The sequence below is a fragment of the Methylophilus sp. UBA6697 genome, from assembly GCF_002454655.1.
In the GTDB taxonomy this organism is placed as follows: Bacteria; Pseudomonadota; Gammaproteobacteria; order Burkholderiales; family Methylophilaceae; genus Methylophilus.
In genome coordinates this window covers 1-25,526 of record NZ_DKJH01000037.1, presented here as the reverse complement: position 1 = coordinate 25,526, position 25,526 = coordinate 1, and the positions used below count along the sequence as shown (strand labels likewise).

The window sequence follows — 25,526 nt, the reverse complement described above, 5'->3', positions numbered from 1 at the left end:
TGCGGTTCTGGATAGGATCGCTAGTCCATTTCAATCGGTGGGGCGACTTTAAGCACTTCCTCTACCGTGGTCAGGCCAGCTGCCACTTTTTCTGCCCCATTTAACATCAATGGTTGCAGGCCAGCCTGGGTGGCTGCTTGCCGCAACTGCAACAAGTCCGTTTCCGGGGTAATCAGCTTGCGCAGGGTCGGTGTAAGGGTCAGCATTTCATAAATGCCGGTGCGGCCACGGTAGCCGGTTTTCCGGCACTCCTGACATCCCACTGCCTTCATGACTTTTGCCGGTTTTTTGGCTTTAAACGGGCGCGTGACGCTGGCCCATTCATCCTCTGAAATCTCGGCTTCGGTTTTGCAGTGCGGGCATAGCGTGCGTACCAGGCGTTGTGCCATGATGCCAAGCAAACTGGAGTGAATCAGGTAGGCCGGCACGCCCAGGTCCAGTAAGCGGGTCACGGCAGAAGGGGCATCGTTAGTGTGCAGGGTGGATAACACCAGGTGGCCAGTCAGTGCAGCCTGGATCGCCATATCCGCAGTTTCCTGATCGCGAATCTCGCCCACCATAATAATGTCCGGGTCCTGCCGCATTAGGGTGCGTATGCCTTCGGCAAAGCCCAGTCCGATATTCTGCGTCACCTGCATCTGGTTGAAAGCAGGTTCTATCATTTCAATCGGGTCTTCCACCGTACACACATTCACTTCATCGGTCGCCAGTTGTTTCAGCGTGGTGTAGAGCGTGGTGGTTTTACCAGAACCCGTCGGCCCGGTGACCAGAATGATGCCATTCGGTTGACGCGTCCATTGCGCCCATTGTTCACTCTGGCGTTTAGAAAAACCGAGTAGCTGGAAGTCCTGTACCAGAATATCAGGTTTGAAAATCCGCATCACCAGCTTCTCGCCAAACGCAGTGGGCATGGTCGATAAACGCAATTCGATTTCCTTGCCATCCCCGCTGACCGTTTTGACACGGCCATCTTGCGGGCGGCGTTTTTCCACCATGTCCATACGGCCCAGCAGTTTAATGCGGCTGGTAATCGCGTTCATGATATTGCTGGGCAACTGGTACACCTGATGCAATACGCCATCAATACGAAAGCGCATCAAGCCCATATTGCGGCGCGGTTCGAGGTGGATATCACTGGCACGTTGTTCAAACGCATATTTAAACAACCAGTCGACGATATTCACTACATGTTGTTCATTGGCATCCAGCTGGCGGTCCTTGCCCAGCTCAATCAATTGTTCAAAGTTTTGTACGCCGACAATTTGCCCAGCCTTGGCTGCATTGGCAGATTGAATTGCAGCAGAGAGTTGGTATATCTCGGGCAAATAGCGCTGCAAGTCCAGCGGATTAACCATCACCACCTGTATGCGCAATTTGAGCAGGCGCTCCAGGTCGTGTAGCCACTCCTGGTGAAACGGGTCAGCGGTGGCAATGGTCGCGATGCCATCCTTGACCGTGATGGGCATAATGCGCAAACGTTCGGCATAGGCCTGCGACACAATCTGCGCGGCGGCACTGAAATCGAGTTTCAGCGGGTCAATATGGTAGTAAGGGACTTCGGCCTTATCCGCCACATAGCGGCTTAGGCTCTCCACCGTCAGTAATTGTGACGGCTGCTGCTGGTCTGGCCATTTTTGTTCAGCCACAATCACAATCGGGTGAATTTTGGAGCTGTCCCGCTTGCGGTCCTGATGCAGTTTCTCTGCCCATGCCTTGTCGATGTGACCATCGGAAACCAGCATGCGCAGCAAATCACCCAGACGCAGGCTTTCCAAGGTTTTGGGTAGATTAAATGGGGCTGGGCTATTCATGTCATGTTTGGGCAGGAGTACCAGCTTATGGTGCAAAAATCATGCCATGGAAAAGTGGCAGGAATGGTCACTTTGGGATAGGCGAGAGCTTCAGAGAGTTGGGGTAGAAAGTCATTCTTTTTTGATTTCTTTGGTTTATGGATTGGTGTGGGGGTTCTTTTCGCCTTGTCGGCGAGTTACTTTTCTTTGCTTGCACAAAGCGAAGACTATTCTATGATCGATCTATTTCGCCCTTTCGGCGACCATTCTTTCTNNACTCGCCTAGAGGCGAAAAGGAGTTTTTGCTCAATGAATTACTTTTAAGCTGATCTATAGCTTCATCTGAATCCGCATACTCAAGTCCACCGCTTGTATATTTTTAGTCAACGCACCAATCGAAATCCTGTCCACGCCTGTTTCTGCAATCGCCCGCACCGTTGTTAAATCCACATTGCCCGAGGCCTCGAGCAAAGCGCGTTTCTGATTCATGGCGACGGCTTGACGCAGCGCTTCGAGCGTAAAGTTATCCAGCAAAATGCTGGTGGCACCAGCAGCCAGCGCTTGTTGCAGTTCATCCAGGTTTTCCACCTCAATCTGGATATTCTCAGTCTGCCGTAATGCAAACGCGGCTTGTAACACGGCGGTGATTGAGCCTGCAGCAGCAATATGATTTTCCTTGATCAGAATGCCGTCGTATAAAGCCAGCCGCTGGTTGGCGCCACCGCCGGTGAGCACGGCGTACTTTTGCGCCAGGCGTAAGCCGGGCAGCGTTTTTCGCGTGTCGAGAATCTGTGCCGGTAAACCAGCAATGGCATCTACATAGCGACGGGTATGTGTTGCCACGGCCGATAAGGTTTGCAGGAAATTAAGGGCTGGCCGTTCTGCACTCAGCATGGCGCGCGCATCCCCCTGAATATTGACCAATGGCTGATTGGCTTGCACACGCTCACCATCCTTTACCAGCCAGGTCAGTTGTATCGCCGGGTCCAGCTGCTCAAAGCACTGTGCGAGCCAGGCGCAGCCACAAATGACGGCGTCTTCGCGGCTAATGATGGTCGCTGAGGCTTGTGTGCCAGCCGGGATCAGGGCGGCTGTCAGGTCGCCGTTACCGATGTCTTCTGCCAGGGTCGCTTGTACCTGTTCAGCGATGATGGTCTGGTCGAGATAATCGGGTAAGTGTTGGTAAAGCGGGAATGTGGTCATCTGGTTGCCAGCAAGGTTAAAAAATATGCATGTGACATTCTAAGCCCATGCTAAAAGCTATTATAATAAAAGCGCCCCAAGACATGCGATAAGACCAGCGTTTTTTAAGCATAAGCTTTTCGTGATGGGGTATTTTTTTCGGTTAAAAGTATCAATCTTCTGGCTCACATCACACTATGCAGCTTTTATATACGGTAAACAGTCCTTACGCGCGCAAAGTGCGTATTGTGGCCATCGAAAAACATGTCGATCTGACCTTAACCGAGGTGGTGTTGTCGGCACCGGATTGCCCGGTGAGCCAGCATAATCCCTTAGGTAAAGTGCCTGTGTTGGTATTGGATGATGGCGATGCCTTGTATGACTCGCGTGTCATTGTTGAATACCTGGATCACCGTACGCCGGTGGCGCACCTGATTCCACAAGATCATTCAGCCAAGATTAAAGTACGCCGCTGGGAAGCTCTGGCGGATGGCATCTGTGATGCGGCGGTCGCGGTGATGCTGGAACAACGCAAACCAGAGGCACAACAGTCTGCTGGCTGGATTGAAAAGCAGTTTGCCAAGGTGACCGCTGGTTTGACCGCGCTGGATGAAGATTTGCTCAAAAAGAAGTGGTGTGTCAACGAAACCTTCAGCTTGGCCGATATTGCGCTGGGCACCGCCCTGGGTTACCTGGATTTGCGTTTTAAGAGTGTCCAGTGGGAAGGTAAATACTGGCAAGAGAAGTTTCCCAACCTGGCCAAGCATTATGGCGTGCTGGTGAAACGCCCTAGCTTCAAACAAACCATGCCACAGCCCTAACCTGGCTTCATGACAGAGTGCCTGCTATCAATGCGGGTATTCTGCTTCGTTTTTCCTCTCATTCACGGTCTTGTTCCTGACGATAGTCACAGGGTGAGACTCTATTCGCCTAAGCCATTGTTCCGGTTTTGTTTTTCTCTGAAACTCGCATTTTTACCATTAACCATTCTTTACGCGTGCACTTTGTTAATTTATTATTGATAAACTAAATGATAATTGTTATCATTTAAAAATAAACAAGACAATGATGAATAAATTCTATGCAAGCTGTCAATGCGCCGGTTAAAAAAAGATTGCTCGAATTATTGGATGAGCTGATTGCTCATGATGGTTTTGGCAGCATCAAGGTGGATATTCGCTTGTTAAAACGTGGGCAAAAAGAAGTGATTATCGATTGCGGCAAGCAGTACCGCTTTGTGGTCGACTTTGACGCCATCGTAGAAAAATAAGCAGAACTTATTCTCTCCATTTCAGTTTTACAACCATGCGAATATCAGCATGGAGATTGAAATACTCAACGGTGTGGGTCCGTGAGACTTAATTTTAGAGGTAGCGCGATGGCCTTCGAGAGGAAGGGGAACAAGCGCTCGTTGAGGAGAATTAAATTATGAAAGTTTCAGCGTTAATTATCGCTTTGGGTATGGCATTCAGCAGTTCTGCTTTTGCGACGACGGAAAAATGGGACTCAGCAACCCCTTGGGGTAGCGCGACTACTGCGCAATATGCAGAGTGGAATGTATTTTCTTATGTAGATCCTTTCGTCAAGCAAGACAATACACCTGACGTTGCATTGACTGGCGCCACTGCCACGCTGACCGAAACGTCTGGTACAAGCTTTATTACCGGCAGCCAGAATATTTACAGCTTCTCATCTCCAACTGCCTTCACAGCAACGTTAACTGGCGCCACTAGTGGTGTTTTTGATGTTTACCTGCGTGTGGCTGCATTTGGTGTGATGCCTTCATTGACTGCAACCTTAAACGGTACTTCTGCGACGGCAGTGACTCAGCTTTTAGGTACCACTAACAGTTCATTCGGTACTGTGGATGAAGGTGAGTACTACTGGAAATGGAGCAATGTCACAGCTTCGTCCTTGTATACCTTTAAATTCAACGCTTCTAGCTCAAGCATGAGCTTGGATCAGTTGGCATTGGCCACTGTTTCTGTTCCAACTGTGACACCTGTTCCAGAACCAGAAGCATTCAGCATGATGGCCTTGGGCTTGGGCCTGATGGCATTTGCTGCACGCCGCTCTGCAAAAAAAGCCTAATTTAGCTTAGTGCGATGACAACAAAGGGGCTGATAAAGCCCCTTTGTTTTTATATACCGCTTATGAATGAAGTAGTGAACGCTTTATGATGACACGTCTCAACGATTACTGGCGATTGATAATAAAAAACACTCACGCTGTTTGCCAATGCGGTCTGGTCTGTTTAGTGTTGGTATTTTCGCTGCAGCATCAGGTGCTAGCAGCAGAAGATGCTGTGAAAGATAAAGCGCCTGACAAAGTTGAGAACTCTTCAGAAAATCTCGAACAACAGGCAGTCACGCCTAAACAGAATAAAAAAGCGGAGTTGGACGATGTTGATACCTTACCTGAAGTGTCCGTCAAAGACGTCAGAGTAAAAGAGGATTCTGGGATTAACTCAACGCAATCCATCACAACAATTACCTCAGAGCAATTACAACGCTCACAGTTCAGTAATATTTTTGAGGCAGTGCGATCCGTGCCTGGCGTTTCTACCTCTGGCGGACCACGTGCCAGCGGCATGACTTTCAGTATACGTGGCTTTGCGGATAACGAAGATGTTGTGGTTAAAGTAGATGGCGCACCGAAGGCTTTTGAGAAGTACCGAATGGGAGGGACTTTTATTGAGCCAGAGCTGCTTAGAAGTATTGAAGTGCAGCGTGGGCCTCAAATTTCCAGTGGTTCTGGTGCCCTGGGCGGCACTATTATTGCGCAGACAAAAAATGCTGCCGACTTTTTGCGGCCAGGGCAAACCGTTGGTGCTAAAGCCAAATTCGGCTATGGCAATAATAATGATGAATATTCGCGCTCATACATGCTTTATGCACGCCCTCATGAGCGTATAGATATTCTTTACAATTACTCTAACCGTCAGTCCAATAATATCACCCTGGCAGACAAAACTAAGCTCGACAATTCTGCCATTGAGTCCATCTCGCAGTTACTTAAAGTTTCAATCTTTCCTACAGATGATCTGGAAATGATTACCTCTCTGGTGAAGTTTACTGATACAGGTATGCAGCCTTATGATGCCACTGGCGGTCAACCAGGGTTTTTTGGATATGTGCGTCGCGCGACTGATGATTTCAGTTGGACCGAAACTTTAAATTACACGCCGGACAATCCATTGCTTAATCTGAAGGCAGTGTTTGCCGGGGGCTATACAAACTTACACGATCTTCTGAAACCTGGCTGGTCCAACATTAACCCCAGCAATAGTTTCTGTAATGGCATCATTTTTACACCTAATCCCAGTAATAAAACAATTTGTCCGGGTGACCTGAATGATTACTACAATTACAAAACCAGAACGATAGACTTAAGTAATACCGCTATCATTGCCAAAACTGACAATGTGGAGCTGAGCCTTCTGGCTGGCTGGCAATACAATAGTCGCGAGCGCGAAGTGTCAAGGTTCTATGAGAACAGTAATTCATCTGTCCAGGTGAATAGTTATCCCGGAGGGCAAAACCTCACTGCGCCATCAGGTAATCGGTCCTATAAGGCGTTTTATCTGCAGCCAAATATACAATGGGGGCAGCTCAATATTAAACCCGGTTACCGGCGAGATGATTATGAGGTGGAGGTCACTGGTGCACTCACGAAAAAGCGGCTGGCTCAATTTGGCCAGTCAGACAAAATAGAGTTTACTGCGGAGACTTTTAGTCTGGGTCTCGCTTATGACCTGTTCCGGCGTAATAGCCCTGAAAAATTGACGATTTATAGTAATTATGCGCAAGGTTTCAGGCCGCCTTTGTTAGATGAGTATTTTACTGCTGGTGGTTTTGGCAGCAGATGCCTGTTTCCACAAACACCGTCAACAATCTGTGGTGATTTATATAATTTGCAGAATTCCGAGTCAACTGAGGCAGGCATCAGTTATCAGAACCCAAGGCTATGGGGGACGAATGTTTTTCTGAGTAGCAAACTTAACTTTTACCATATCTATACTGGAAATTTATTTACTTCAATGCGCTATGATACCGCGCAAGGAAAATATACGCAGGATGGCTGGGAGCGGCGTAATGGCATAGAGTTTGAGAGTTTCCTGCAATACCAAGGGTGGTTTATGCGAGGATCTTACTCAAAGATCTCGGGTGAGTTGAACAATGGATTAACGGCTGTGCCTTTGTATACCGTGCCTGGCAATGCATTGAATATCAATATCGGTAAAGAAATTACGAGCAGTATTGATGCCAATCTGACTTTCCGTAAGATATCAGATCGTGATGTGATTTTGTCAGGGGACGGCAGCGCTTCTTCCCCTTATACCTATGGTATACAGAACGGTTATGTATTATGGAATGCGGGTGTTAACTGGCGAGCATCGCCGAATGTGACTTTGCGGCTGATTGGTGAGAATTTGACTAACAATCAATATCGATTTGACAATGCCATGGGAGGCTCGGGTATTCTTGGCCCCGGTCGTAATGTGAAGTTTTTTGCTGAACTCATGTATTAATCTTGCAAAAGAGCTGGTCAAAAAAAGCCCCAGAAAAATTCTGGGGCTTTTTTACGGGTGGCGAATTTAAGCTGTCCGGCGACGCGCTGATAAACCGATCAAAGCCAACCCTGTCAGTAGCAGGGCGTAAGTATCAGGTTCAGGCACAGTGGTTACATTGACCTGCCAGCCAATATCTTTGAAGGCGGCATAATCTAATAGGGTTGGTAGTTCACGGGTGCCTGGCGTTGTGCTTGGATCCATCAATGTTTCCTGTGCCACGCCCTGATAGGTGCTCATGGTGTCATTGGCCCAATGACTGCCATATTGATCAAGTGGCACGGCGCTGCCGTAAGCAGCCACGGAGGCGGCTCCGGTGAAGTAGCCGTTATCAATTTGTGCTAGCCAGGAGTCTGCTTCGCCGTAACCCAGAATGTGCCCAAGTTCATGTGTTGCTGTGGTCAGGAAGTCTGGGTGGCCTGCGGTCAAGCCGCTGGTATCACTGCCGAAATACCAGTCATTGGCGGCATTGAACCAGATCATCCCGCCCCAAACTCCATAATCTGTTGCTGTTGATCCAGTGGTATTTTCTTGTCCACGCGTGGTGACTGCATCAATAAAGGTATCAGAACCACTGGCTGTCAGATTGAATCCTGTGTTGGCAAAGCCCAGAACGCCGGGCGCAGAGTTTGAGCCGCCGACATAAATGCGCAAGGTGTCCGCAGCAATATCGATATTGCTCAGTGTGATCAAGGGGCCGCCTAAGCTTGGATGCGTGATTTGCACCGACCAGCTATCGCCTGCTTGTGGTGTAATGGCGGTCAGGGAGTCTGTAAAGCCACTATAGAATGACGCAGCTTGCTCTAGTAAAGCCCTGCGTTCAGTCATCGGCGTGCCTGTCGTCAGGTCGGTAAAAAAGCCTCTGGTGTCATAAGTGTAGTCAAACTCTATGGTCAAGGCATGTGCAGGCAGGGCGAGCAGCAAGCCTGCTGCCGTGAGTACTTTGTGTAATGATTTCATGTGGGCTTTCTTTCTCGTCGGCCAAGTATTAACAGTGACAGTCCGGCCATCAGTAATGTCCAGGTATTCGGTTCAGGCACCGCTGACAGTGGTGTGACTGAGCCAAGACCTGCGCCATATACATTTTGGAGTGCCGTGATCATCATGCTATCTAATGGGAAAATGGGGCCCGTATATGCAGCATTTGCTATTGTGTCGTCAGGCGACTCATCTGCATTAATGTAATGGCCCATGCCTAAAGAGTGCCCAAGTTCATGTTGGGCAACTGAATAGAAAATTGTTTGCGTCCAGCCCAGGCCAAAACGCTGGCCATTAAAGACGACATCACCAGCCAGTCCATTGACCGCTGTATTTTGTGGAAAATAAGCATAGGCATTTGCATCGCTGATGTAAGGGACGACACCGATACGGATATCTGCCAAGCCTGTGGGGTCGTATTGCCCGGTTTCCGGCAATGGGCCGCCGGCGTCAGCAACTTCAATAAAGTGAATGGGCAAGACTGCCGCGTAATCAGCAAACGCCTGTTCAAATGCGCTGCGCATGATGTCTACTGAAAGCGATTGCCCATTGGTGCTGATTACGCCGCCGTCGAACAGGTTGCTGTAACTGTAGGTCAGCGTGATGTCTGAGCCTATGCCATTAGGCTGTGGCCAGCTCGCGTACATAGGATAGTAACCACCCCACGCGGTGCCAGAGAGCAGGTATGTCAGTAGCGATGCGTTTCGTATACGTTTCAACCAGGGGCTCATCGCTGCCCCCTGCTTCTTTTCGCGGCAAATATGCATGCCAGTGAAATCAGTACGCTGTGAGTGCGTGTCATGTGAACCTCTCCTCATTATTTTATAAATCCTTTGGGAATCTATATGCTAATTGATAATGAGAATGATTGTCAATTTCATTTGTAAGTGACAATAGGAATTGAGGTTATGCGACATGGGTGAGCAACGATGCTGTATTAAAAGCTTTGTCGATTGCTGAGGTAGGGCGTAAGTGAGTGGACGCTTTTGTAGCTGGTGAAGCTGTCTGCTCTTGTAAACAAAGCGCTACATGTATAGATATCAGGCAGGAGGGTGAGGCGTACAGTATTGTTACAGGAATTTTCTGATTAAGCAGACAATTCCTGCACGTGCATAGGGATTACAGCGGCGGTATGTCGTCGTCAGCCAGCAATTGCAGATTGTTTTTATGACGCAGGGTTTGCCGCTCATTCAGGCGTTTTTGCGCAGGGCTTGGGAAGTCGGTAAAGCTGATCAGGCTACGGTCGATCAGAATACTGATTAAGTCTTCCAGCACACGTGCCAACTGGATATCACTTTCACGAAAGGTGTGATGTTTTTTTAGCTCATCATCCAGAAAACACAGATATTCGGTATCTGCATTATCAATTTCAACCCAGTCCGCGGCCACTTGCGTATCTGGGCTTGCCGCAATAATTGCACCTTCTTTATTTTTTAATACGTAGGCCATTAGGTGTCATTCCTCGTCACTTGGCGTTCATTTTGATTATATTATGCAAGCAGAAGCAATAACCATGCCTTGCGAATAGGTTAAATGGCGCCGGTAATAATGCCGCCGCCCAGGCAGACATTGCTTTCATACACCACCACGCTCTGACCAGGGGTAATGGCCCACTGGTGCTGGCCAAAGCGAATGGTGGCTTCTTCAGCATTCACCGCATCCACTTCACAAGGCGCATCAGGTTGGCGGTAACGTGTTTTGGCCGCATATACCCAGTTAGTTTGAGGCTCTTCACCGCTGATCCAATGTAACTGGCCCGCTTTTAAACCATCGCTTTGTAATAGTGGGTGATCGTGACCTTGCACCACAATCAATTCGTTATCCGCCATATGCTTGGCGGCAACAAACCATGGCTCGCCATTGCTCTCGCGGCTACCGCCAATTTTAAGGCCCTGGCGCTGGCCGATGGTGTAATACATCAAGCCTTCGTGTTCACCAACCACTTTGCCTTCTGGCGTACGCATGATGCCAGGATGGCGTGGTAAATAGCGTTGCAAAAACTCCTGGAACGGACGTTCGCCAATAAAGCAAATACCGGTGGAATCCTTTTTTTCTGCATTGGCCAGGCCATGCTCACGTGCAATTTCACGTACTTCACGTTTAAGGTGTTTGCCCAGCGGAAACAGTGTTTTTGAAAGCTGTGCCTGATTCAGGCGCGACAAAAAGTAACTTTGGTCTTTACTGCCGTCATCGGCTTTGAGCAGTTGAAAGTTGCCAGGTTGAATCGGGTTTTCACGTACTTGCGCATAGTGGCCGGTGGCGATCAAATCCGCCCCCATGCCCATGGCATGGTCTAAAAATGCCTTGAATTTGATTTCGGCATTACACAGAATATCCGGATTAGGCGTGCGGCCAGCCTGGTATTCCTGTAAAAAGTTAGCGAACACTCGCTCTTTATACTCGGCGCTAAAATTCACGGTTTCGATGTCGATACCGATCTTGTCAGCCGCCGAAACGGCATCAATCAAATCCTGACGTGAAGAACAGTATTCGTCAGTATCATCGTCTTCCCAGTTCTTCATAAACAAACCGGTGACCTGGTAGCCTTGTTGTTTCAACAACAAGGCCGTGACGGAGGAATCTACGCCGCCGGACAATCCGACGATGACATGTGGCTTACTCATAATGCTTGGCCCAAATGCTTCAAAATGTCTAAAGAATAACGTTTACCTGCCAGGTAATCCTGCACACACAATAACACTTGCGGACTACGCATCAGCTCGCCTTCGGCGGCGATCTCGGCTTCAGATTTCCACACCGTGCGGAGTATGCCATCGTCCAATGCCTGCGCTGGGTAATGCGCGCCCAGCTTGCCAGTAAAGGCAAAGCGCAAATAGGTAATACCGTTGAGCGGATGCTGCCAGTGATAAATGCCCACCAATGCTTCAGGCGTGAAGTCGTAAGCGGTTTCTTCCAGCGTTTCACGGATCGCCGCAGCGATAATCGTCTCATTTTCTTCCAGGTGCCCGGCAGGTTGGTTAAAGCGGTTACCACGGTCGGTGGTTTCTTCAACCAGCAAAAACTTGCCGTCCTGTTCAATGATGGCAGCCACGGTGACGTTAGGCTTCCATTGCTGGGAGGATTTCGATGGAGTTGAAACGGTGGAATTCAAAATGCGCAGGTTTCGTTAAAAGCGCTATTTTACCGCTAAGTGATTGATTGGGGGAGGGTTAATTTAGCTGTGTGCGACTGTTTTCTATGCAGCTCCAGCGAGTTGCGGAAACAACCCGGTCAAGCCATGCGCGATAAATTCCACCGACATTGCCGCCAGAATCAGCCCCATCAAGCGCGTCACGATATTGATGCCTATGGTGCCCAGGTAGTGCGTAATGCCATCGGCGAGCTGCAATAATCCCCAGATAAATAGTGCAATGAGTGCAATCGGTAGCATCAGGCTGATGTGCCCCCAAAAGCCGGGATGCTGTTGTGCGGTAAGAATCATGCTGGAAATTGCCCCTGGCCCGGCCAGTAGCGGGATGCTGAGCGGCACAATTGCAATTACCTCACGCTCGCTCAAGTCTTGTGCTTCTTCGGCGGTTTGGCGTGTGCCGCTTTGTTTGCCATGCATCATTGAGATCGAAATCAGCAGGAGCAGGATGCCACCGCCGACTTGAAACGAGGGAATGGTGATGCCGAAGAAATCCAGAATCAGGTCGCCAATAAAAGCGGAGACACCTAATACAATCATGACGGTGATCGCTACCGTGCGTGCGGTGCGCGCCCGTTCAGCCTTGCTCCAGCCGCTGGTGGCGCTGATAAAGATCGGCAGGCTGCCAATCGGGTTGACAATGGCGATGAGGGCGATTGCGACTTTGAGCAGGTAAGCGTATTCAGTCATGGCCGATAATAATGTTAAGGTGCTCAAAGCTTGCCTGAAAACAATAGCCTTGGCAAATGACCAAGGCGATGCATTTAGGCTGGGCGTTTTTCGAAGAAGGTAATCGGCTGTGGTGGTGCAATCTGCAGGATATGTTTGCGCACTTTGCCCATCACATGCATTTCGCATGGTTTGCAGTCGAATTTGAGCGTATAGCGATCATTGCCGCTGATAAGCGTCATCGGCTCCGCCGTGACAGTGCCTTGTACGCCAATCACGCCTTTGGCTTCTTTTGGACACAAGCCATGGCTAAATCGTAAACAGTGTTTGGTGATCATGACCGGCACTTCGTCCAGTTCTTCATTGGCTTCATAAGCGCTGGCGATGAGTTTGACGCCGTGTTTGTGATAAAAGTCGCGTGCTTTCTGGTTGTAGACGTTGGCCAGGTAGCTCAGGCTATCTTGCGGGTAAATGGCTGGTGGTTCGGCCGTAGCGCGTAGTGGCGGGCGCTCATAGCCCATGGTTCTTATTTCCAGCAATTGTTCAACAGCATCACGGCGTAATTGATTGACCACAGAGGCAGGCAAGAACCAGAATTGAGTGAGCTCCAGGCTGATTTCTCTGGCAACAAAGTCGGTATTGCCTAGTTTGGCTAGATTCTCCCTGAGCGAGGCTTCGGCTTTTTGCGTGTCGTTAGCAAGCTGTTTCTCGGCATCGTATTGGGCTGTGGCGCTAAAGCCTTGTTCGTCATTCAGTGTGAGTGCAAAGCCATCTTTGGTTTCGTAAAACACGACATCCAGTGCGATTTTACGTGTGGCTGAGTCTTTTTCCAGCAGACGCATAAACGCATGGTCGCGGTTGCGATACAGTTGCGTATTGTTGCGGATATCCGCTGGCATTTCGTTTGGAAACAGGCGGTACGTGTATTTGTCCAGTGCCTGTACCGTGTTCACACGCAAGCCGACCAACTCTTTATGCACATCAAAAAAGCAGACGCCGTCGCCATTGTGCAATGCAATATCGGTGGCAACATCGATAAAATCCTTACCGACTTTGCGTACCGTACCCAATGTTTCTCCCGAGAATTTTGGAGTATCAAACGCACCAATATCCGCCTGGCGGCCATTGGCAAAATAATCGGTGGCACTACGGTTAAAGGTTTTTTCCGGCTGCGGCGTGAAGGTGTAAGTAGCGTGACCGGCGGAAGATTTAGCGTATTGCGGCATCTCTTCCAGAATCTCGTCCAGCAACTGGCGATAATGCGCCGTGGCATTTTTGACATAAGGCAGGTCTTTGTAGCGACCTTCAATCTTGAAGCTGCTTACTCCCGCCGCGATCAGGGCGCGCAGGTTGGCACTCTGGTCGTTATCTTTCATCGACAGATAATGTTTGTCTTTGCCGATGATGCGGCCTTTCTGGTCTTCCAGCGTATAAGGCAAGCGGCATTCCTGCGAGCATTCGCCGCGGTTGGCGCTACGCCCCGTATGCGCGTGGCTGATAAAGCACTGACCGCTAAACGCCACACATAGTGCGCCGTGGATAAAGTATTCCAGATTGGCAGTGGTCGCGTCTGCGATTTTTCTCACCGTGGCAATATCCAGCTCACGCGCCAGCACAATCTGGCTAAAACCTACCTGGTCCAGAAACTGCGCTTTTTCAACGGTGCGGATATCAGTTTGTGTACTGGCGTGTAGCTGGATCGGCGGTAAATCCAGTTCCAGCAAGCCCATGTCCTGCACAATCAGGGCGTCGACGCCGCTGTCATACAGTTGATGCACCAGCTGGCGCACACCTTCAAGCTCGTTATCGTGAAAGATGGTATTCAGTGCGACAAACACTTCGGCATGAAATTTATGCGCATGTTGCACCAGGCGCGCAATGTCCTGCACAGTATTCGGCGCCTTGGCGCGCGCACCAAAGGCCGGGCCGCCGATATACACCGCATCGGCGCCGTGGTTAATGGCTTCAATGCCGTAATCGGCATTTTTGGCCGGGGCGAGCAGTTCGAGATGTTTGCGGGTTTTTTGCATGGATTATGCATATAAATCAATAAGATGCGAACTATATCACAAAGCGGCGTTTGACAGGTAAAGGTTGAGGTGTTACCTTGGTAACACTTTTGTATATGAAAGGCCCTGCAATGGCTACAACCAGTTTAAAGCTTTCGGACGAACTTAAAGAGCGCGTGGCGAAACTTGCAGAAGCGAGTGGCAAAAGTGCGCATGCATTCATGGTGGATGCGATCGCGACGGAGGCTCAGCGCATCGAAGAGGATCAAGCATTTTTGGCGCGTGCAGAAGCTTCGCTCAAACATTACAAAGAAACTGGTATTTCTTACGCTGCAGAGGATGTGCATGCTTACATCTATGCAAAGCTCAAGGGTGAACCACTGCCAGCGCTTATCCCGGTAAGAGATAAGAAATAATGGTTGCTAAAGCCGCACTTGAATACTCGTTAGAGTCACAAAGTGACCTTCTCAGATTAAGTCTTTTTCTGTTTGAAAAAGATCCAGAAGCGGCCTTGGACGTATTTGAAATTATCAAAAGTGCGATAGCAATGCTTGCAGACCACCCGTTGGCCGGTCGCTTAGTCGGACTTGCATTGAGAGAGCTAGTGATTTCTCACGGAAGGACTGGATATGTGGCCAGCTACCATTACGACAGGCTGGAACATAAAGTACTCATTCTTGCGATCAAACACCAGCGGGAAAATGATTACCATTAGTCGCATGCACATGGTGTTACCTACTGCCGCTCAAGTCATGGAACTCAAAGCTCTTGAAAAATAATAGCCAGCCTTTATCAAATCAATTTCTTCTGTCTCGCTCCCTGCAAGCCGTCTGGCATCCTTGCACGCAAATGAAACACCACGAACGTTACCCGCTGGTGCCTATCGCCCGCGGCGAAGGTACATGGCTGTTCGATAGCGAAGGCAAAGCTTATCTGGATGCGGTGAGTAGCTGGTGGGTGAATCTGTTTGGGCATAATCAGCCGGTGATTAAAGATGCGATCAAAGCGCAGCTTGATCAGTTGGAGCACGTGATGCTGGCCGGGTTTACACATGCGCCCGTCGTTGAGTTGTCAGAAAAACTTGCCGCGTTAACCGGCTTGGGCCACGCGTTTTATGGCTCAGACGGCGCCAGTGCTACCGAGATTGCGCTCAAAATGAGTTTTCATTATTGGCGCAATATTGGGCAGCCGCAAAAAACCAAATTTATCAGCCTGCAAAATAGTTATCACGGTGAAACGCTGGGGGCGCTTAGTGTCACCGATGTAGCGATTTTTAAAGATACCTATGCGCCATTGATTCTGCAATCGGCGCAAATGCCGAGTCCGGATAGCCGTTTGGCTGAATCAGGTGAATCAGACGAGGCTTACGCTTTACGTTGTGCCGAGGCGCTGGAAACGTATGTGGCTGAGCATCATGCCGAATTAGCCGCGTTTATTATTGAGCCGCTAGTACAAGGCGCTGCGGGTATGGCGATGTATCACACGGTGTATTTGCAGCGGGCACGTGAAATTTGCAGCCGTTACCAGGTGCATATCATCGCCGATGAAATCGCCGTCGGTTTTGGCCGTACCGGCACCTTGTTTGCATGTGAGCAAGCGGGTGACCGCGTGAGTGATACCGCAGACTTTATTTGTCTCTCAAAAGGCATTACCGGCGGTTATTTGCCGTTGTCGGTGGTGCTGACGACCGATGCGATTTATCAGGCCTTTTATCACGACCAGACCGTAAAAGGGTTTTTGCATAGCCATAGCTATACGGGCAATCCGCTGGCGTGCAGTGCTGCACTGGCGACATTGCAATTGTTTGAGGCATCTGATGTGCTGGCGCATAACCGTGTGACAGCGCAGGCATTGCTGGCTGGCATTGAAGGCTATGGTTTCGGCATGCATCATGTGCGCCAGCGTGGCATGATCACGGCGTTTGAAGTCACTACAAAAAATCCACAGTTCGCGCGCGACTGCTATGCCGCGGCGCTCAAACATGGCTTGCTATTACGGCCGATTGGTAACACCGTGTACTGGATGCCGCCTTACTGCATGACAGCACAAGATATTCACCACCTGGTACAAACGACACGTGCTGCCGTTGAGGAGAGCATGTAAATGCGCTGGTTACTGGTTGTGTGCAGTTGTTGGGCAGCTTTGGCCCAGGCCGCCTTACCAATCAACTTGCAGGAGGCATTAAGCAAAGCACAATTGCCCGCCGATAGCGTGGCCATTGTGGTGCAACCGCTGGATGGTACTGCGCCATTAATCAGCCACAACGCAGCCAAAGCCATGAACCCGGCCAGTGTGATGAAATTGGTGACCACCTATGCGGCGCTGGAAGCACTGACACCTGCCTACCGCTGGAAAACTGACGTTTATCGCACTGGCACGCTGACTCAGGGGGTCTTGGATGGCGATTTAATCATCAAGGGTGCTGGCGATCCGGCACTCAATATCGCAGAATTCTGGCGTTTATTGCAGCAGGTGCAACAGCAAGGCATTCGCCAGATCAAAGGCAATCTCGTGTTGGATTTGTCGGTATATGCGCCTGAAGTCAGCCAGCGGCCCGTGCTGGACGATGAGCCATGGCGTGCCTATAACGCTAACCCGAGCGCCTTATTACTCAATGGCCGCAATACCAGTTTCCGTTTTGCGGTCTCTAGTCAGGCCAATAAGCCAGTGGTACAAATCTCGCAAGAATTCGAGTTACCGCAAATCCGTGTGATCAATACCATGCAAATCCGTAAAGGTGCGTGTAATGATTGGCGCGGTGACTTGCGCTATAGCGTGACGCCACAGGCTGATGGCGTCACGGTGGCCTTTAGCGGCACCTTGCCCGAGCAGTGTGATGAGCGCTATCTGGAACTCAGTGTACTCAATGACACGCAATACGTGTTTTTCAGTTTTAAAAAACTGTGGGCGCAGCTGGGTGGGCAGTTTAATGGGCAGGTGTTGTTGGCACCGGTCACCGACGTCGCCACGCTGGTGGCCACATGGTCATCGCCACCGCTGGATAGCGTGGTGCGCGATATCAACAAATGGAGCAATAATGTGATGGCGCGCCAGTTGCTGCTGAGCATCGGGCAAGAGGCTGGATTTACGCCAGCAGATGAGGCGGGTGCGGCACTGGCGCTTAAACAGGTTTTACGTCAGCGTGGCTTGCAGTTCCCTGAGCTGGTGCTGGAAAATGGTTCCGGCTTGTCGCGCAATGAGCGTATCAGTGCGGAACATTTGGCTCAGTTGCTCGTCACAGCCTACCAGCGCCCGGTGATGCCGGTACTTATGGCATCCATGCCCATACTGGGTCTGGATGGCACCACCAAAAAGCGCTTGGCAGAGGGGGGTAGCAAAGGCATGGCTTACCTCAAAACCGGCTCGCTGGAGGGGGTGAGCAGCATTGCAGGTTATGTGCAGGATATGGCTGGTAAACGTTATGTGCTGGTGGTGATTGCCAATCACGCGCGTGCTTCTGCAGTACGCGCGGTGCAGGATGCCTTGCTTAAACAATTGATTGAAGGCCGTTAGCCTGTGTCTGATAATTTGTGGTTAAAAGCGCGTAAAATAATGGTCGTTTTCTGGGAGTAAACAAGTGAAATCTGCAATCAAACTAATCGGTCTCAGCGTATTGCTGCTGGCCATGACAGGTTGCCAAGCGCAATCTAACTCGTCAAATACGAAGGAATCTGCACAAATGTCTGCCAATGTGACTGAATTACAAAAAATTGATACGGTGGTCGGTTCAGGTCGCGAAGCTGAAGTCGGCTTTAACGTCACCGTGCATTACACCGGCTGGCTGTATGACGCCAGCAAAGAAGACCACAAAGGCCAAAAGTTCGACAGCAGCCTGGACCGTAATTCGCCATTCAATTTCTTTTTAGGTGGCAGCCAGGTCATCGAGGGTTGGGATGTCGGTGTGCAAGGCATGAAAGTCGGCGGCAAGCGTACGCTGATTATTCCTTCTGACATGGGCTATGGCGCGCGTGGTGCAGGTGGCGTGATTCCACCGAATGCGGCCTTGGTGTTTGATGTTGAACTACTGGGCGTGAAATAAAAATAATTCTGTTTATCGCAACAACTTGGTGGGCAGCAATATTTGTGTGGCTTGTGTCTATGGTGCATCGCCCCCAAGTAGAGAATGTTGGCGATAGATAAACACTCAATGATTGGAAAGTCATAATGCAAGTCCAAGTGAAATGGATAGATGGTGTCAGTTTTGTCGGTGAATCCGAAACGGGTCATGCCGTGGTATTAGACGGCGCGCCTGAAAATGGCGGCCGCAATATTGGTATGCGCCCAATGGAAATGTTGCTGATAGGCATGGGCGCGTGTACTTCGTTTGATGTGGTGACCATATTGAAAAAGTCCCGTCAGCCGATTGTCGACTGCGTTGCCGAGATTCAGGCGGAACGTGCCGACACGGTGCCTAAGGTATTCACCAAGATTCACGTGCATTTTGTGGTGACCGGTGAAGGCTTGAATGAGTCACAGGTGGAGCGTGCAGTGAAACTGTCTGCCGAGAAGTATTGCTCGGCCAGCATCATGCTGCAAAAAGCGTGTGAGATTACGCACGGCTATGAAATCAAAGCGCCCAGCTTTGAGTGAGCTTGATTAACGGAGCATTGCATGAGCATTCCTAAAGGCATGGTAGGCATCCGCCATGTGGCCTTGTTTATCAAAGAGCTTGAGTCTGCGATTGATTTTTATACGCGGATTGTCGGTATGCACATTGAGTGGCAGCCTGATCCGGACAATATTTATTTAAGCAATCATGGCGATGTGTTTGCTTTGCATCGCGTAGATTACAAAGCAGACCCATTGCAGCGACTGGATCATATCGGCTTTGTGCTGACAGATGCACAGGCCGTGGATGACTGGTATGCGCATATGGTCGCCAATGGGGTGCGGATTACCGAGGCGCCAAAAAGTCATCGCGATGGTTCACGCGGGTTTTATTGCCTGGACAGTGTGGGGCATTTGCTGGAGTTTATTTACCACCCGCCTATTACACGCCATTTGCAAAGTGCATGATGTCTGGTGCGCGGGTACATTGACCTTGCCAGATAGTAAAAAAGCCTCCAATCATTGGAGGCTTTTTTATGGCTGCTTGTGCGGGCTTATTCGGTCACAAGCTTGATTGAAAGCGTTTGCTCTTTATCCAGTACATTGAGCAGGCGATCAATATTCGGGTGTTTTCCCGGGTGGTCTTCGGCATCCTCGGTGTGCTCGGCGTAAAGCGCCAGGCCTTCTACCGCCGCATCGGTATTGATCTCACCAAACACCTTGAACAGGTGATGATAGACTTTGATGGAGCCCTGGGTGCCTGGCTTGTTTTCAAGCACACCAACTGGCTGGTTGTTTTCATCATACAGTTCAATGCGTTTCACGTGATCGGCATTGTCCAGTGTGAGGAGGTTGTCACTAAATTTTTGCATGGTTGACTCTAGGTTACTACAAATCTTACAAGTGATACGCCGTGCGGGTCATCACTTTTGAGGCCAAGCGCATCGCCAGCTTGACCGGGGCAGGTAAGGCGGCACCGCCCAATTGTTCGGCTGTTTGCGCGTGGTGTTCTTCGTCTTCTTTCATCTGAGCGACAATGGCGCGCGAAGCATGATCTTGTACAGGCAGTTCCTGCAAATGGCTCTGCAAATGTGTTGAGACTTGATGTTCAGTTTCTGCCAAAAAGCCCAGATTCCATTTGTCGCCCAGCAGGCCTGCTGTGACGCCCAGGCCAAAGCTGGCGCCAAACCACAGAGGGTTCAACAGGCTCTTGCGGCCACCCAATTCCTGCATGCGCTGCTCACACCAGGCCAAATGGTCGACTTCATCCCGTGAGGCTTGTTTCAAGGCTTCCACATTGGCTGGGTCACGCGACACTAGTGCCTGGCCGCTATACAGTGCTTGTGCACAGACTTCACCGACATGATTGATGCGCATCAGTGCCGCCGCATGTTTGCGTTCACTCTCCGTGAGTGTCGAGTCAGCGCCGATGTCGGCTGCCGGATAAGGTCGACTGGCAATGGCCGGGCTAAACACCGTGCGTAGGCCCATATCCAGCACATTGATGGCTTTATCCAAGCTTAGTGGAGGTAGGCTCAATGGTGGTAAAGTCAACATGTACTCTTCCTTAGAGTGGCGTCTGCTTACCAAGCTTGCTGGTCGGTAAGCAGAACCGGCATCATGGTTTGGCTGTGCTTACTTTAGCAGGTTCTTGCGACTTCTGAACTGGCAAGCCTTTTAACAAGTTCATGGCTTGCGTGAACTGGAAGTCATCTTTGCTGGCTGGTTCAATCGGGCCGCGTGTTTCGGCATGTTTCTCTTCTTTCAGCTTTTCAGCGGCTGCGCGAGATTTTGCTTCATCTGCTGCTTTGCTGTCCACATTGCCTTTGGCATCGGTCGGGTTAGACAGGTGACGTTTCAGGTCAGCTTCATGCAAGCTCAGGCTTGGATCAGAACCGTCATCTACCGTGATATCCGGCACAATGCCCTTGGCCTGAATCGAACGACCGTTAGGGGTAAAGTAACGTGCTGTCGTCAGTTTGATGGCGCTGCCGTTATTCATCGGCAGAATGGTTTGTACTGAACCCTTACCAAAGCTCTGGATACCCATGATGGTGGCGCGCTTATGGTCTTGCAAGGCACCGGCCACAATTTCAGATGCAGAAGCAGAACCGGCGTTAATCAGCACCACGATAGGCACAGACTTGAACTCTTCAGGCAAGTCTTTCAGGTAATCTGATTTGCCGCGACGTGCATAATCCATCGGCGTTGCATTCAGGCGCATTTTGGAATCGACTACACGGCCTTCTGTGTACACCACCAGGTCATCTTTAGGTAAAAATGCGGCCGATACACCAACGGCTGCATCCAGCAAACCACCAGGGTTGTTACGCAGGTCGAGTACCAGGCCTTTCAGTGGCGTTTTGTTTTCAGTCTGCAAGCTTTTCAGCGCTTTGGCCAGGTCTTCACCGGTGCGTTCCTGAAACTGTGTGATGCGGACATAGCCATAGCCTTGTTCAATCCATTTGTTTTTCACGCTTTGTGATTTGATGATGGCGCGAGTCAAGGTGAAAGTGAGTGGTTTGTCCTCGCCCTTGCGAATCACCGTCAACACGATTTTGGTATCCGGTGTGCCGCGCATGCGTTTCACTGCATCGTTAAGTGTCAGGCCACGCACCTGGGTATCGTCCAGTTTCATGATCAGGTCGCCGGATTTCAGGCCTGCTTTGTAAGCAGGGCTGTCTTCAATCGGCGTCACTACTTTGACCAGGCCGTCTTCCATGGCGACTTCAATGCCCAGGCCGCCAAATTCACCTTGTGTGCCTGCCTGCAGTTCTTTGTAAGCATCGGCATCCATAAACGTAGAGTGCGGGTCCAGGCCTTGCAGCATGCCGGACAATGCCTCGTTGATCAGTTTTTTGTCTTCTACCGGTTCAACGTAGTCAGATTTAACTTTAGCGAACACTTCGGCAAATACACGCAACTCATCGATAGGCAGTTGCGACACGGAGGTTCTGTCTGCCCAGGCGGAAATGTTGATACTCACCAGGATACCTACAAACACGCCTGCACCCAGCAAGCTGAATTTTTCTAATTTGGAACGCATACCATGCCTTGTGTGATCAATTAAGCGAAGAATATTACTTTAATAAGAGTCAAGTTGCATCTGTTGATGACAGCCTGTTTGCAGAGAGTGGACAGAACGCTGTTAAGTTCATTTTCCGCTATTTCAATAAAATTGACTATACTCTTCACGCAAATAAATGTTTAGAGTGAAATATGCAAAAGCCTATCGTAGAAATTGAGTTTTGTACACAGTGCCGTTGGTTGTTACGCGCCGCCTGGCTGGCGCAGGAGTTGTTGACGACGTTTGATACGGATTTAAAGTCCGTGAGCCTGGTGCCGGGGACCGGCGGTATTCTTGAAGTGCGCTGTGATGGCGCTGTGATTTTTTCCCGCAAAGAAGCCGGGCGTTTTCCTGAGGCTAAAGAATTGAAGCAATTAATCCGCGACCTCATCGATCCGGAGCGCTCGCTGGGGCATAGTGATACGCCAGTGAAGGGCGCAGGCGAGTAAAAACAGGGGATAAACGCGTGCTGTGCAAAGAAGCGTTATTTTGACGCTTCTACTTCCATGCGCTTGGCGCCGTTATAGCGTGTGCTCCAGTAGCGTTCGTCCATGTTTTCGATACGCACTTTGGCGCCCGCTCTCGGGGCGTGAATAAACTGATTGTTGCCGACGTAGATGCCGACATGCGAAAACGCCGATTTCAATGTGTTGAAAAATACCAGGTCGCCGGGCTGTAATTCTTCGCGTTTGACAGTATTGCCCATTTCGCTAATGGTGCGTGCCGAGGGCGGCAGGGAAATCTGGGCAGCGTGTTTAAATACATATTGCACGAAGCCACTGCAATCAAAGCCGGTTTCCGGGCTGCGGCCGCCATATTTATAGTCAACGCCAGTCAGGCTCAGGGCGCGAATCATGATTTCTTCCACTTTTTCTGACCAGGAACCCGCAATGCCGGACTGGCTTTCCATCACTTGCTCTTGCGAGTAGCTGTAAGCGTTTTGCCAGCGCTTATCATCGCCGGGCGCGGCGACACTTTTGCATTGGCATAACAGCACGCTGACCAGTAAAGCAGCCAGCCGAATAAATGATTTATTCATCACAATCAAGGGTTTGGATAAGAGGATTTTTGGTGACACAGAAGTGACTACGGCCTAAACCTTGCCATACTTTAACAGCATGCGCAAGTTTTTTAGCCTTTTTACTGTTGTTGTGACTGCTTTTAACCGATGTATTTCTTGAAAAATGCTTGTCTGATTTATTCTGGCTCGTGGGATAATTAGCGTATGTCTTTACAGCAACAGGTCAGTTCCGCGTTTTTAGAGAATGGGTGTTTGGCGCAAGCCATGCCTGATTTCCGCAGCCGTCCGCAACAGCAGGAAATGGCACAAGCGATTGCTGAGGCCATTGAACAGCAGCAGCAATTGGTAGCCGAAGCGGGTACAGGTACCGGTAAAACGTATGCTTACCTGGTGCCTGCCTTACTCTCTGGTGGTAAGGTGATTATTTCTACCGGCACCAAAACCCTGCAAGACCAATTGTATCAACGCGACCTGCCCGCGGTGCGCGAAGCACTTAAAGTGCCAGTGACGGTGGCCATGCTTAAAGGCCGTGCCAACTATATCTGCCATTATCACTTGCAACGCGCCAGCCAGGAAGGCCGCTTTCAGTCGCGCGAAGATGCGCAATACATTCCCATCCTGCAAAGCTTTGCCGAGAACAGCACAAGTGGCGATAAAGCCGAACTGGTTGAAGTGCCCGAGCAAGCCACGGTGTGGCAACAAGTCACCTCGACACGTGATAACTGCGTCGGCCAGGATTGCCAGTTTTACAAACAGTGTTTTGTGATGGAGGCGCGCAAACAGGCGCTGGCTGCCGATGTGGTGGTAGTCAATCACCACCTGTTTTTTGCCGATGTCATGCTGCGTGATGAAGGCGTGGCTGAGTTATTGCCCAGCGCCAATACTGTGGTGTTTGACGAAGCGCACCAATTGCCAGAAGTCGCCGGCCTGTTTTTTGGCGAAGATATTTCCACCTCACAATTGATGGACCTGGCGCGTGATAGCCAGATGGCGTACTTGACGCTGGCCAAAGACTGCGTGCCGCTGAGTGAGGCGGTGCCGCCACTGGAGAAAGCCTGTCGTGATTTCAGGTTGGTATTCCAGTTTGAAGGCGCGCGCATGCCGGTGCAGAAAGCGCAATCATTAAAGAACTTTGACGCCGCCTACCAGCGCTTACTGGAGACGTTGAGTGCCTTGACTGCTGTGCTTGAAACGCAGGCAGGCCGCGATCCTTTGCTCGAAAAATGCTGGCAACGTGGCGAGGCGCTGTTGGCCTTGCTTGAGGCCTGGTTAAAAGGTAATCATGCCAATCTGGTACGCTGGGTCGAAGTATTCAGCCAAAGTGTGCAATTACACGCAACACCACTGAGTGTGGCCGATGGTTTTGGCAAACAACTCAATGCGCAGCCGCGCGCCTGGATTTTTACTTCCGCGACGCTGGCGGTGAAAAGTGACTTTAGCCATTACCAGGGCCAGATGGGCTTGCTGGCGGCGCAAACCAGGCATTGGCAAAGCCCGTTTGATTATGGTCAACAGGCTTTGCTCTACGTGCCTTCTGGTATGCCTGAGCCTAATAGCACTGCCTATACAGCTGCGGTGGCATCTGTCAGTCTGCCGGTGTTGCAAGCCAGCCGTGGCCGGGCGTTTGTATTATGCACTTCGCTCAAGGCCATGCGCGAAGTGCACGCTTTGCTCAAGCAGGCATTTGAAGAGCATGGCCTGGATTATCCTTTGCTCATGCAAGGCGAGAGTAACCGTACCGAGTTGCTGGATAGGTTCCGTGCCCACGGCAACGCCGTGCTGGTCGGCTCGCAAAGCTTCTGGGAAGGCGTCGATGTGCGTGGTGAAGCGTTGTCATGCGTCATTATCGACAAGTTGCCATTTGCGCCGCCAGACGACCCGGTGCTTTCGGCACGTATTGAGAAAATGAACGCCGAAGGCAAAAATGCCTTTATGGAGTATCAGCTACCTTATGCTGTGATTACGCTTAAGCAAGGTGCCGGGCGGCTCATCCGCGATGAACAGGATTTAGGTGTGCTCATGATTTGCGACCCACGCCTGGTTGATAAACCTTACGGGCGCCGTATCTGGCAAAGCCTGCCCCCCTTCAAACGCACACGCGTACAGCAAGAGGTGGAAGACTTTTTCGCACTCATCAATAGCCTCTCATAGCCATGTTGGAGATCGCCTTTCACGAATACAGCCTCACCGCCATTCGCGCGCAGGGGGCCGGCGGACAAAACGTCAATAAGGTATCTTCAGCCATTCATCTGCGTTTTGATATTCATGCTTCCAGCTTGAGTGAAGTGGTTAAAACACGATTGTTACATAGCAAAGACCAACGCATCACGGCGGAAGGTGTGCTGGTGATCAAAGCGCAGCAATACCGTACGCAAGAGGCCAATAAACGGGATGCGATTGCACGGTTGCATGAGGTTGTACGTGCGGCTAGCCACGTGCATGCGGTGCGCTATGCGACACGGCCGACGCTGGCATCGAAGAAACGGCGGGTAGCGGGGAAGATGCAACGTGGGGTGGTGAAGCAGGGGCGGGGTAGGGTTGTTG

General features: G+C 50.4%; 27 protein-coding genes. 14 read left to right on the top strand and 13 right to left on the bottom strand.

Annotated elements, in window-relative coordinates; genetic code table 11:
- Positions 1-20: 20 nt before the first annotated feature.
- Positions 21-1,811, bottom strand: coding sequence for a GspE/PulE family protein (locus tag B3355_RS10010; RefSeq protein WP_292783315.1), 1,791 nt, complete (start codon positions 1,809-1,811; stop codon positions 21-23).
- A 309-nt stretch (positions 1,812-2,120) separates the two neighbouring features.
- Positions 2,121-2,993 (bottom strand): carboxylating nicotinate-nucleotide diphosphorylase, encoded by an 873-nt coding sequence (gene nadC / locus B3355_RS10005; RefSeq protein ID WP_292783313.1) that lies wholly within the window; start codon positions 2,991-2,993, stop codon positions 2,121-2,123.
- 176 nt (positions 2,994-3,169) lie between these two features.
- Between nadC and B3355_RS10000 the strand changes: the two genes are divergently transcribed.
- From B3355_RS10000 to B3355_RS09985, 4 genes are all read left to right on the top strand, one after another.
- Positions 3,170-3,793 carry a glutathione S-transferase family protein gene (locus B3355_RS10000; RefSeq protein ID WP_047516283.1) on the top strand — a complete coding sequence of 208 codons (624 nt, stop codon included), beginning with the start codon at positions 3,170-3,172 and terminating at the stop codon, positions 3,791-3,793.
- 260 nt (positions 3,794-4,053) lie between these two features.
- Positions 4,054-4,242 carry a hypothetical protein gene (locus B3355_RS09995; RefSeq protein WP_019883400.1) on the top strand — a complete coding sequence of 63 codons (189 nt, stop codon included), beginning with the start codon at positions 4,054-4,056 and terminating at the stop codon, positions 4,240-4,242.
- A 158-nt stretch (positions 4,243-4,400) separates the two neighbouring features.
- Positions 4,401-5,063 carry a PEP-CTERM sorting domain-containing protein gene (locus B3355_RS09990; protein ID WP_019883399.1) on the top strand — a complete coding sequence of 221 codons (663 nt, stop codon included), beginning with the start codon at positions 4,401-4,403 and terminating at the stop codon, positions 5,061-5,063.
- Positions 5,064-5,148: 85 nt separating this feature from the next.
- A complete protein-coding gene (locus B3355_RS09985) occupies positions 5,149-7,503 on the top strand; it encodes a TonB-dependent receptor domain-containing protein (protein WP_292783304.1) in 2,355 nt (784 codons plus the stop codon).
- Between the two features lie 66 nt (positions 7,504-7,569).
- On the opposite strand, the gene B3355_RS09980 is transcribed toward B3355_RS09985, so the two are convergent.
- The 7 genes from B3355_RS09980 to B3355_RS09950 all read right to left on the bottom strand — a co-directional run bounded on the left by B3355_RS09980 (position 7,570) and on the right by B3355_RS09950 (position 14,367).
- Positions 7,570-8,502, bottom strand: a complete 933-nt coding sequence (locus B3355_RS09980) for a PEP-CTERM sorting domain-containing protein (protein WP_292783301.1) — start codon at positions 8,500-8,502, stop codon at positions 7,570-7,572.
- Positions 8,499-9,338, bottom strand: a complete 840-nt coding sequence (locus B3355_RS09975) for a PEP-CTERM sorting domain-containing protein (RefSeq protein ID WP_292783298.1) — start codon at positions 9,336-9,338, stop codon at positions 8,499-8,501. Before B3355_RS09975 ends, B3355_RS09980 begins: the two co-directional genes overlap by 4 nt.
- A gap of 301 nt (positions 9,339-9,639) precedes the next feature.
- Positions 9,640-9,969, bottom strand: a complete 330-nt coding sequence (locus B3355_RS09970; protein WP_292783295.1) for a hypothetical protein — start codon at positions 9,967-9,969, stop codon at positions 9,640-9,642.
- 80 nt (positions 9,970-10,049) lie between these two features.
- The gene (gene mnmA / locus B3355_RS09965; protein ID WP_019883394.1) at positions 10,050-11,144 is read right to left on the bottom strand and encodes a tRNA 2-thiouridine(34) synthase MnmA; all 1,095 of its coding nucleotides are present in this window, start codon (positions 11,142-11,144) and stop codon (positions 10,050-10,052) included.
- Positions 11,141-11,572 carry an NUDIX hydrolase gene (locus B3355_RS09960; protein WP_019883393.1) on the bottom strand — a complete coding sequence of 144 codons (432 nt, stop codon included), beginning with the start codon at positions 11,570-11,572 and terminating at the stop codon, positions 11,141-11,143. Before B3355_RS09960 ends, mnmA begins: the two co-directional genes overlap by 4 nt.
- Positions 11,573-11,716: 144 nt before the next feature.
- Positions 11,717-12,358, bottom strand: a complete 642-nt coding sequence (locus tag B3355_RS09955) for a YchE family NAAT transporter (RefSeq protein WP_019883392.1) — start codon at positions 12,356-12,358, stop codon at positions 11,717-11,719.
- 74 nt (positions 12,359-12,432) lie between these two features.
- Positions 12,433-14,367, bottom strand: a complete 1,935-nt coding sequence (locus tag B3355_RS09950; RefSeq protein ID WP_292783292.1) for a peptidase U32 family protein — start codon at positions 14,365-14,367, stop codon at positions 12,433-12,435.
- A gap of 77 nt (positions 14,368-14,444) precedes the next feature.
- Here B3355_RS09950 and B3355_RS09945 point away from each other — a divergent pair, with 77 nt between their 5' ends.
- The 7 genes from B3355_RS09945 to B3355_RS09915 all read left to right on the top strand — a co-directional run bounded on the left by B3355_RS09945 (position 14,445) and on the right by B3355_RS09915 (position 19,362).
- The gene (locus B3355_RS09945) at positions 14,445-14,762 is read left to right on the top strand and encodes a CopG family ribbon-helix-helix protein (protein ID WP_292783290.1); all 318 of its coding nucleotides are present in this window, start codon (positions 14,445-14,447) and stop codon (positions 14,760-14,762) included.
- Positions 14,762-15,061, top strand: a complete 300-nt coding sequence (locus B3355_RS09940; RefSeq protein ID WP_047516303.1) for a type II toxin-antitoxin system RelE/ParE family toxin — start codon at positions 14,762-14,764, stop codon at positions 15,059-15,061. The genes B3355_RS09945 and B3355_RS09940 overlap by 1 nt, the downstream gene beginning before the upstream one ends.
- A 134-nt stretch (positions 15,062-15,195) precedes the next feature.
- The gene (gene bioA / locus B3355_RS09935; RefSeq protein WP_414683421.1) at positions 15,196-16,449 is read left to right on the top strand and encodes an adenosylmethionine--8-amino-7-oxononanoate transaminase; all 1,254 of its coding nucleotides are present in this window, start codon (positions 15,196-15,198) and stop codon (positions 16,447-16,449) included.
- The gene (dacB, locus tag B3355_RS09930) at positions 16,450-17,859 is read left to right on the top strand and encodes a D-alanyl-D-alanine carboxypeptidase/D-alanyl-D-alanine endopeptidase (RefSeq protein ID WP_292783288.1); all 1,410 of its coding nucleotides are present in this window, start codon (positions 16,450-16,452) and stop codon (positions 17,857-17,859) included. It begins immediately after the preceding gene.
- A gap of 112 nt (positions 17,860-17,971) precedes the next feature.
- On the top strand, positions 17,972-18,385 hold the full coding sequence (locus tag B3355_RS09925) for an FKBP-type peptidyl-prolyl cis-trans isomerase (protein WP_198289772.1): 414 nt from the start codon (positions 17,972-17,974) through the stop codon (positions 18,383-18,385).
- A gap of 125 nt (positions 18,386-18,510) precedes the next feature.
- Complete coding sequence (locus tag B3355_RS09920; RefSeq protein WP_019883384.1) at positions 18,511-18,936, top strand: OsmC family protein; 426 nt, start codon at positions 18,511-18,513, stop codon at positions 18,934-18,936.
- A gap of 21 nt (positions 18,937-18,957) precedes the next feature.
- Positions 18,958-19,362 carry a VOC family protein gene (locus tag B3355_RS09915; RefSeq protein WP_292783285.1) on the top strand — a complete coding sequence of 135 codons (405 nt, stop codon included), beginning with the start codon at positions 18,958-18,960 and terminating at the stop codon, positions 19,360-19,362.
- 86 nt (positions 19,363-19,448) lie between these two features.
- Here B3355_RS09915 and B3355_RS09910 read toward each other — a convergent pair whose 3' ends face one another.
- The 3 genes from B3355_RS09910 to B3355_RS09900 all read right to left on the bottom strand — a co-directional run bounded on the left by B3355_RS09910 (position 19,449) and on the right by B3355_RS09900 (position 21,940).
- Positions 19,449-19,766 (bottom strand): DUF2322 family protein, encoded by a 318-nt coding sequence (locus B3355_RS09910; RefSeq protein WP_019883382.1) that lies wholly within the window; start codon positions 19,764-19,766, stop codon positions 19,449-19,451.
- A gap of 25 nt (positions 19,767-19,791) precedes the next feature.
- The gene (gene coq7, locus B3355_RS09905; protein ID WP_292783280.1) at positions 19,792-20,451 is read right to left on the bottom strand and encodes a 2-polyprenyl-3-methyl-6-methoxy-1,4-benzoquinone monooxygenase; all 660 of its coding nucleotides are present in this window, start codon (positions 20,449-20,451) and stop codon (positions 19,792-19,794) included.
- Positions 20,452-20,512: 61 nt separating this feature from the next.
- Positions 20,513-21,940, bottom strand: a complete 1,428-nt coding sequence (locus B3355_RS09900) for a S41 family peptidase (RefSeq protein ID WP_019883378.1) — start codon at positions 21,938-21,940, stop codon at positions 20,513-20,515.
- Between the two features lie 173 nt (positions 21,941-22,113).
- Between B3355_RS09900 and B3355_RS09895 the strand changes: the two genes are divergently transcribed.
- Positions 22,114-22,410 (top strand): SelT/SelW/SelH family protein, encoded by a 297-nt coding sequence (locus B3355_RS09895; RefSeq protein ID WP_292783276.1) that lies wholly within the window; start codon positions 22,114-22,116, stop codon positions 22,408-22,410.
- 35 nt (positions 22,411-22,445) lie between these two features.
- Here B3355_RS09895 and B3355_RS09890 read toward each other — a convergent pair whose 3' ends face one another.
- Positions 22,446-23,000, bottom strand: coding sequence for a C40 family peptidase (locus tag B3355_RS09890; protein ID WP_019883375.1), 555 nt, complete (start codon positions 22,998-23,000; stop codon positions 22,446-22,448).
- A 186-nt stretch (positions 23,001-23,186) separates the two neighbouring features.
- Between B3355_RS09890 and B3355_RS09885 the strand changes: the two genes are divergently transcribed.
- Positions 23,187-25,133, top strand: a complete 1,947-nt coding sequence (locus tag B3355_RS09885; RefSeq protein WP_292783272.1) for an ATP-dependent DNA helicase — start codon at positions 23,187-23,189, stop codon at positions 25,131-25,133.
- A 2-nt stretch (positions 25,134-25,135) separates the two neighbouring features.
- Positions 25,136-25,526 (top strand): alternative ribosome rescue aminoacyl-tRNA hydrolase ArfB (arfB, locus tag B3355_RS09880; protein ID WP_292783270.1); only part of this gene is annotated, 391 nt, incomplete at its 3' end.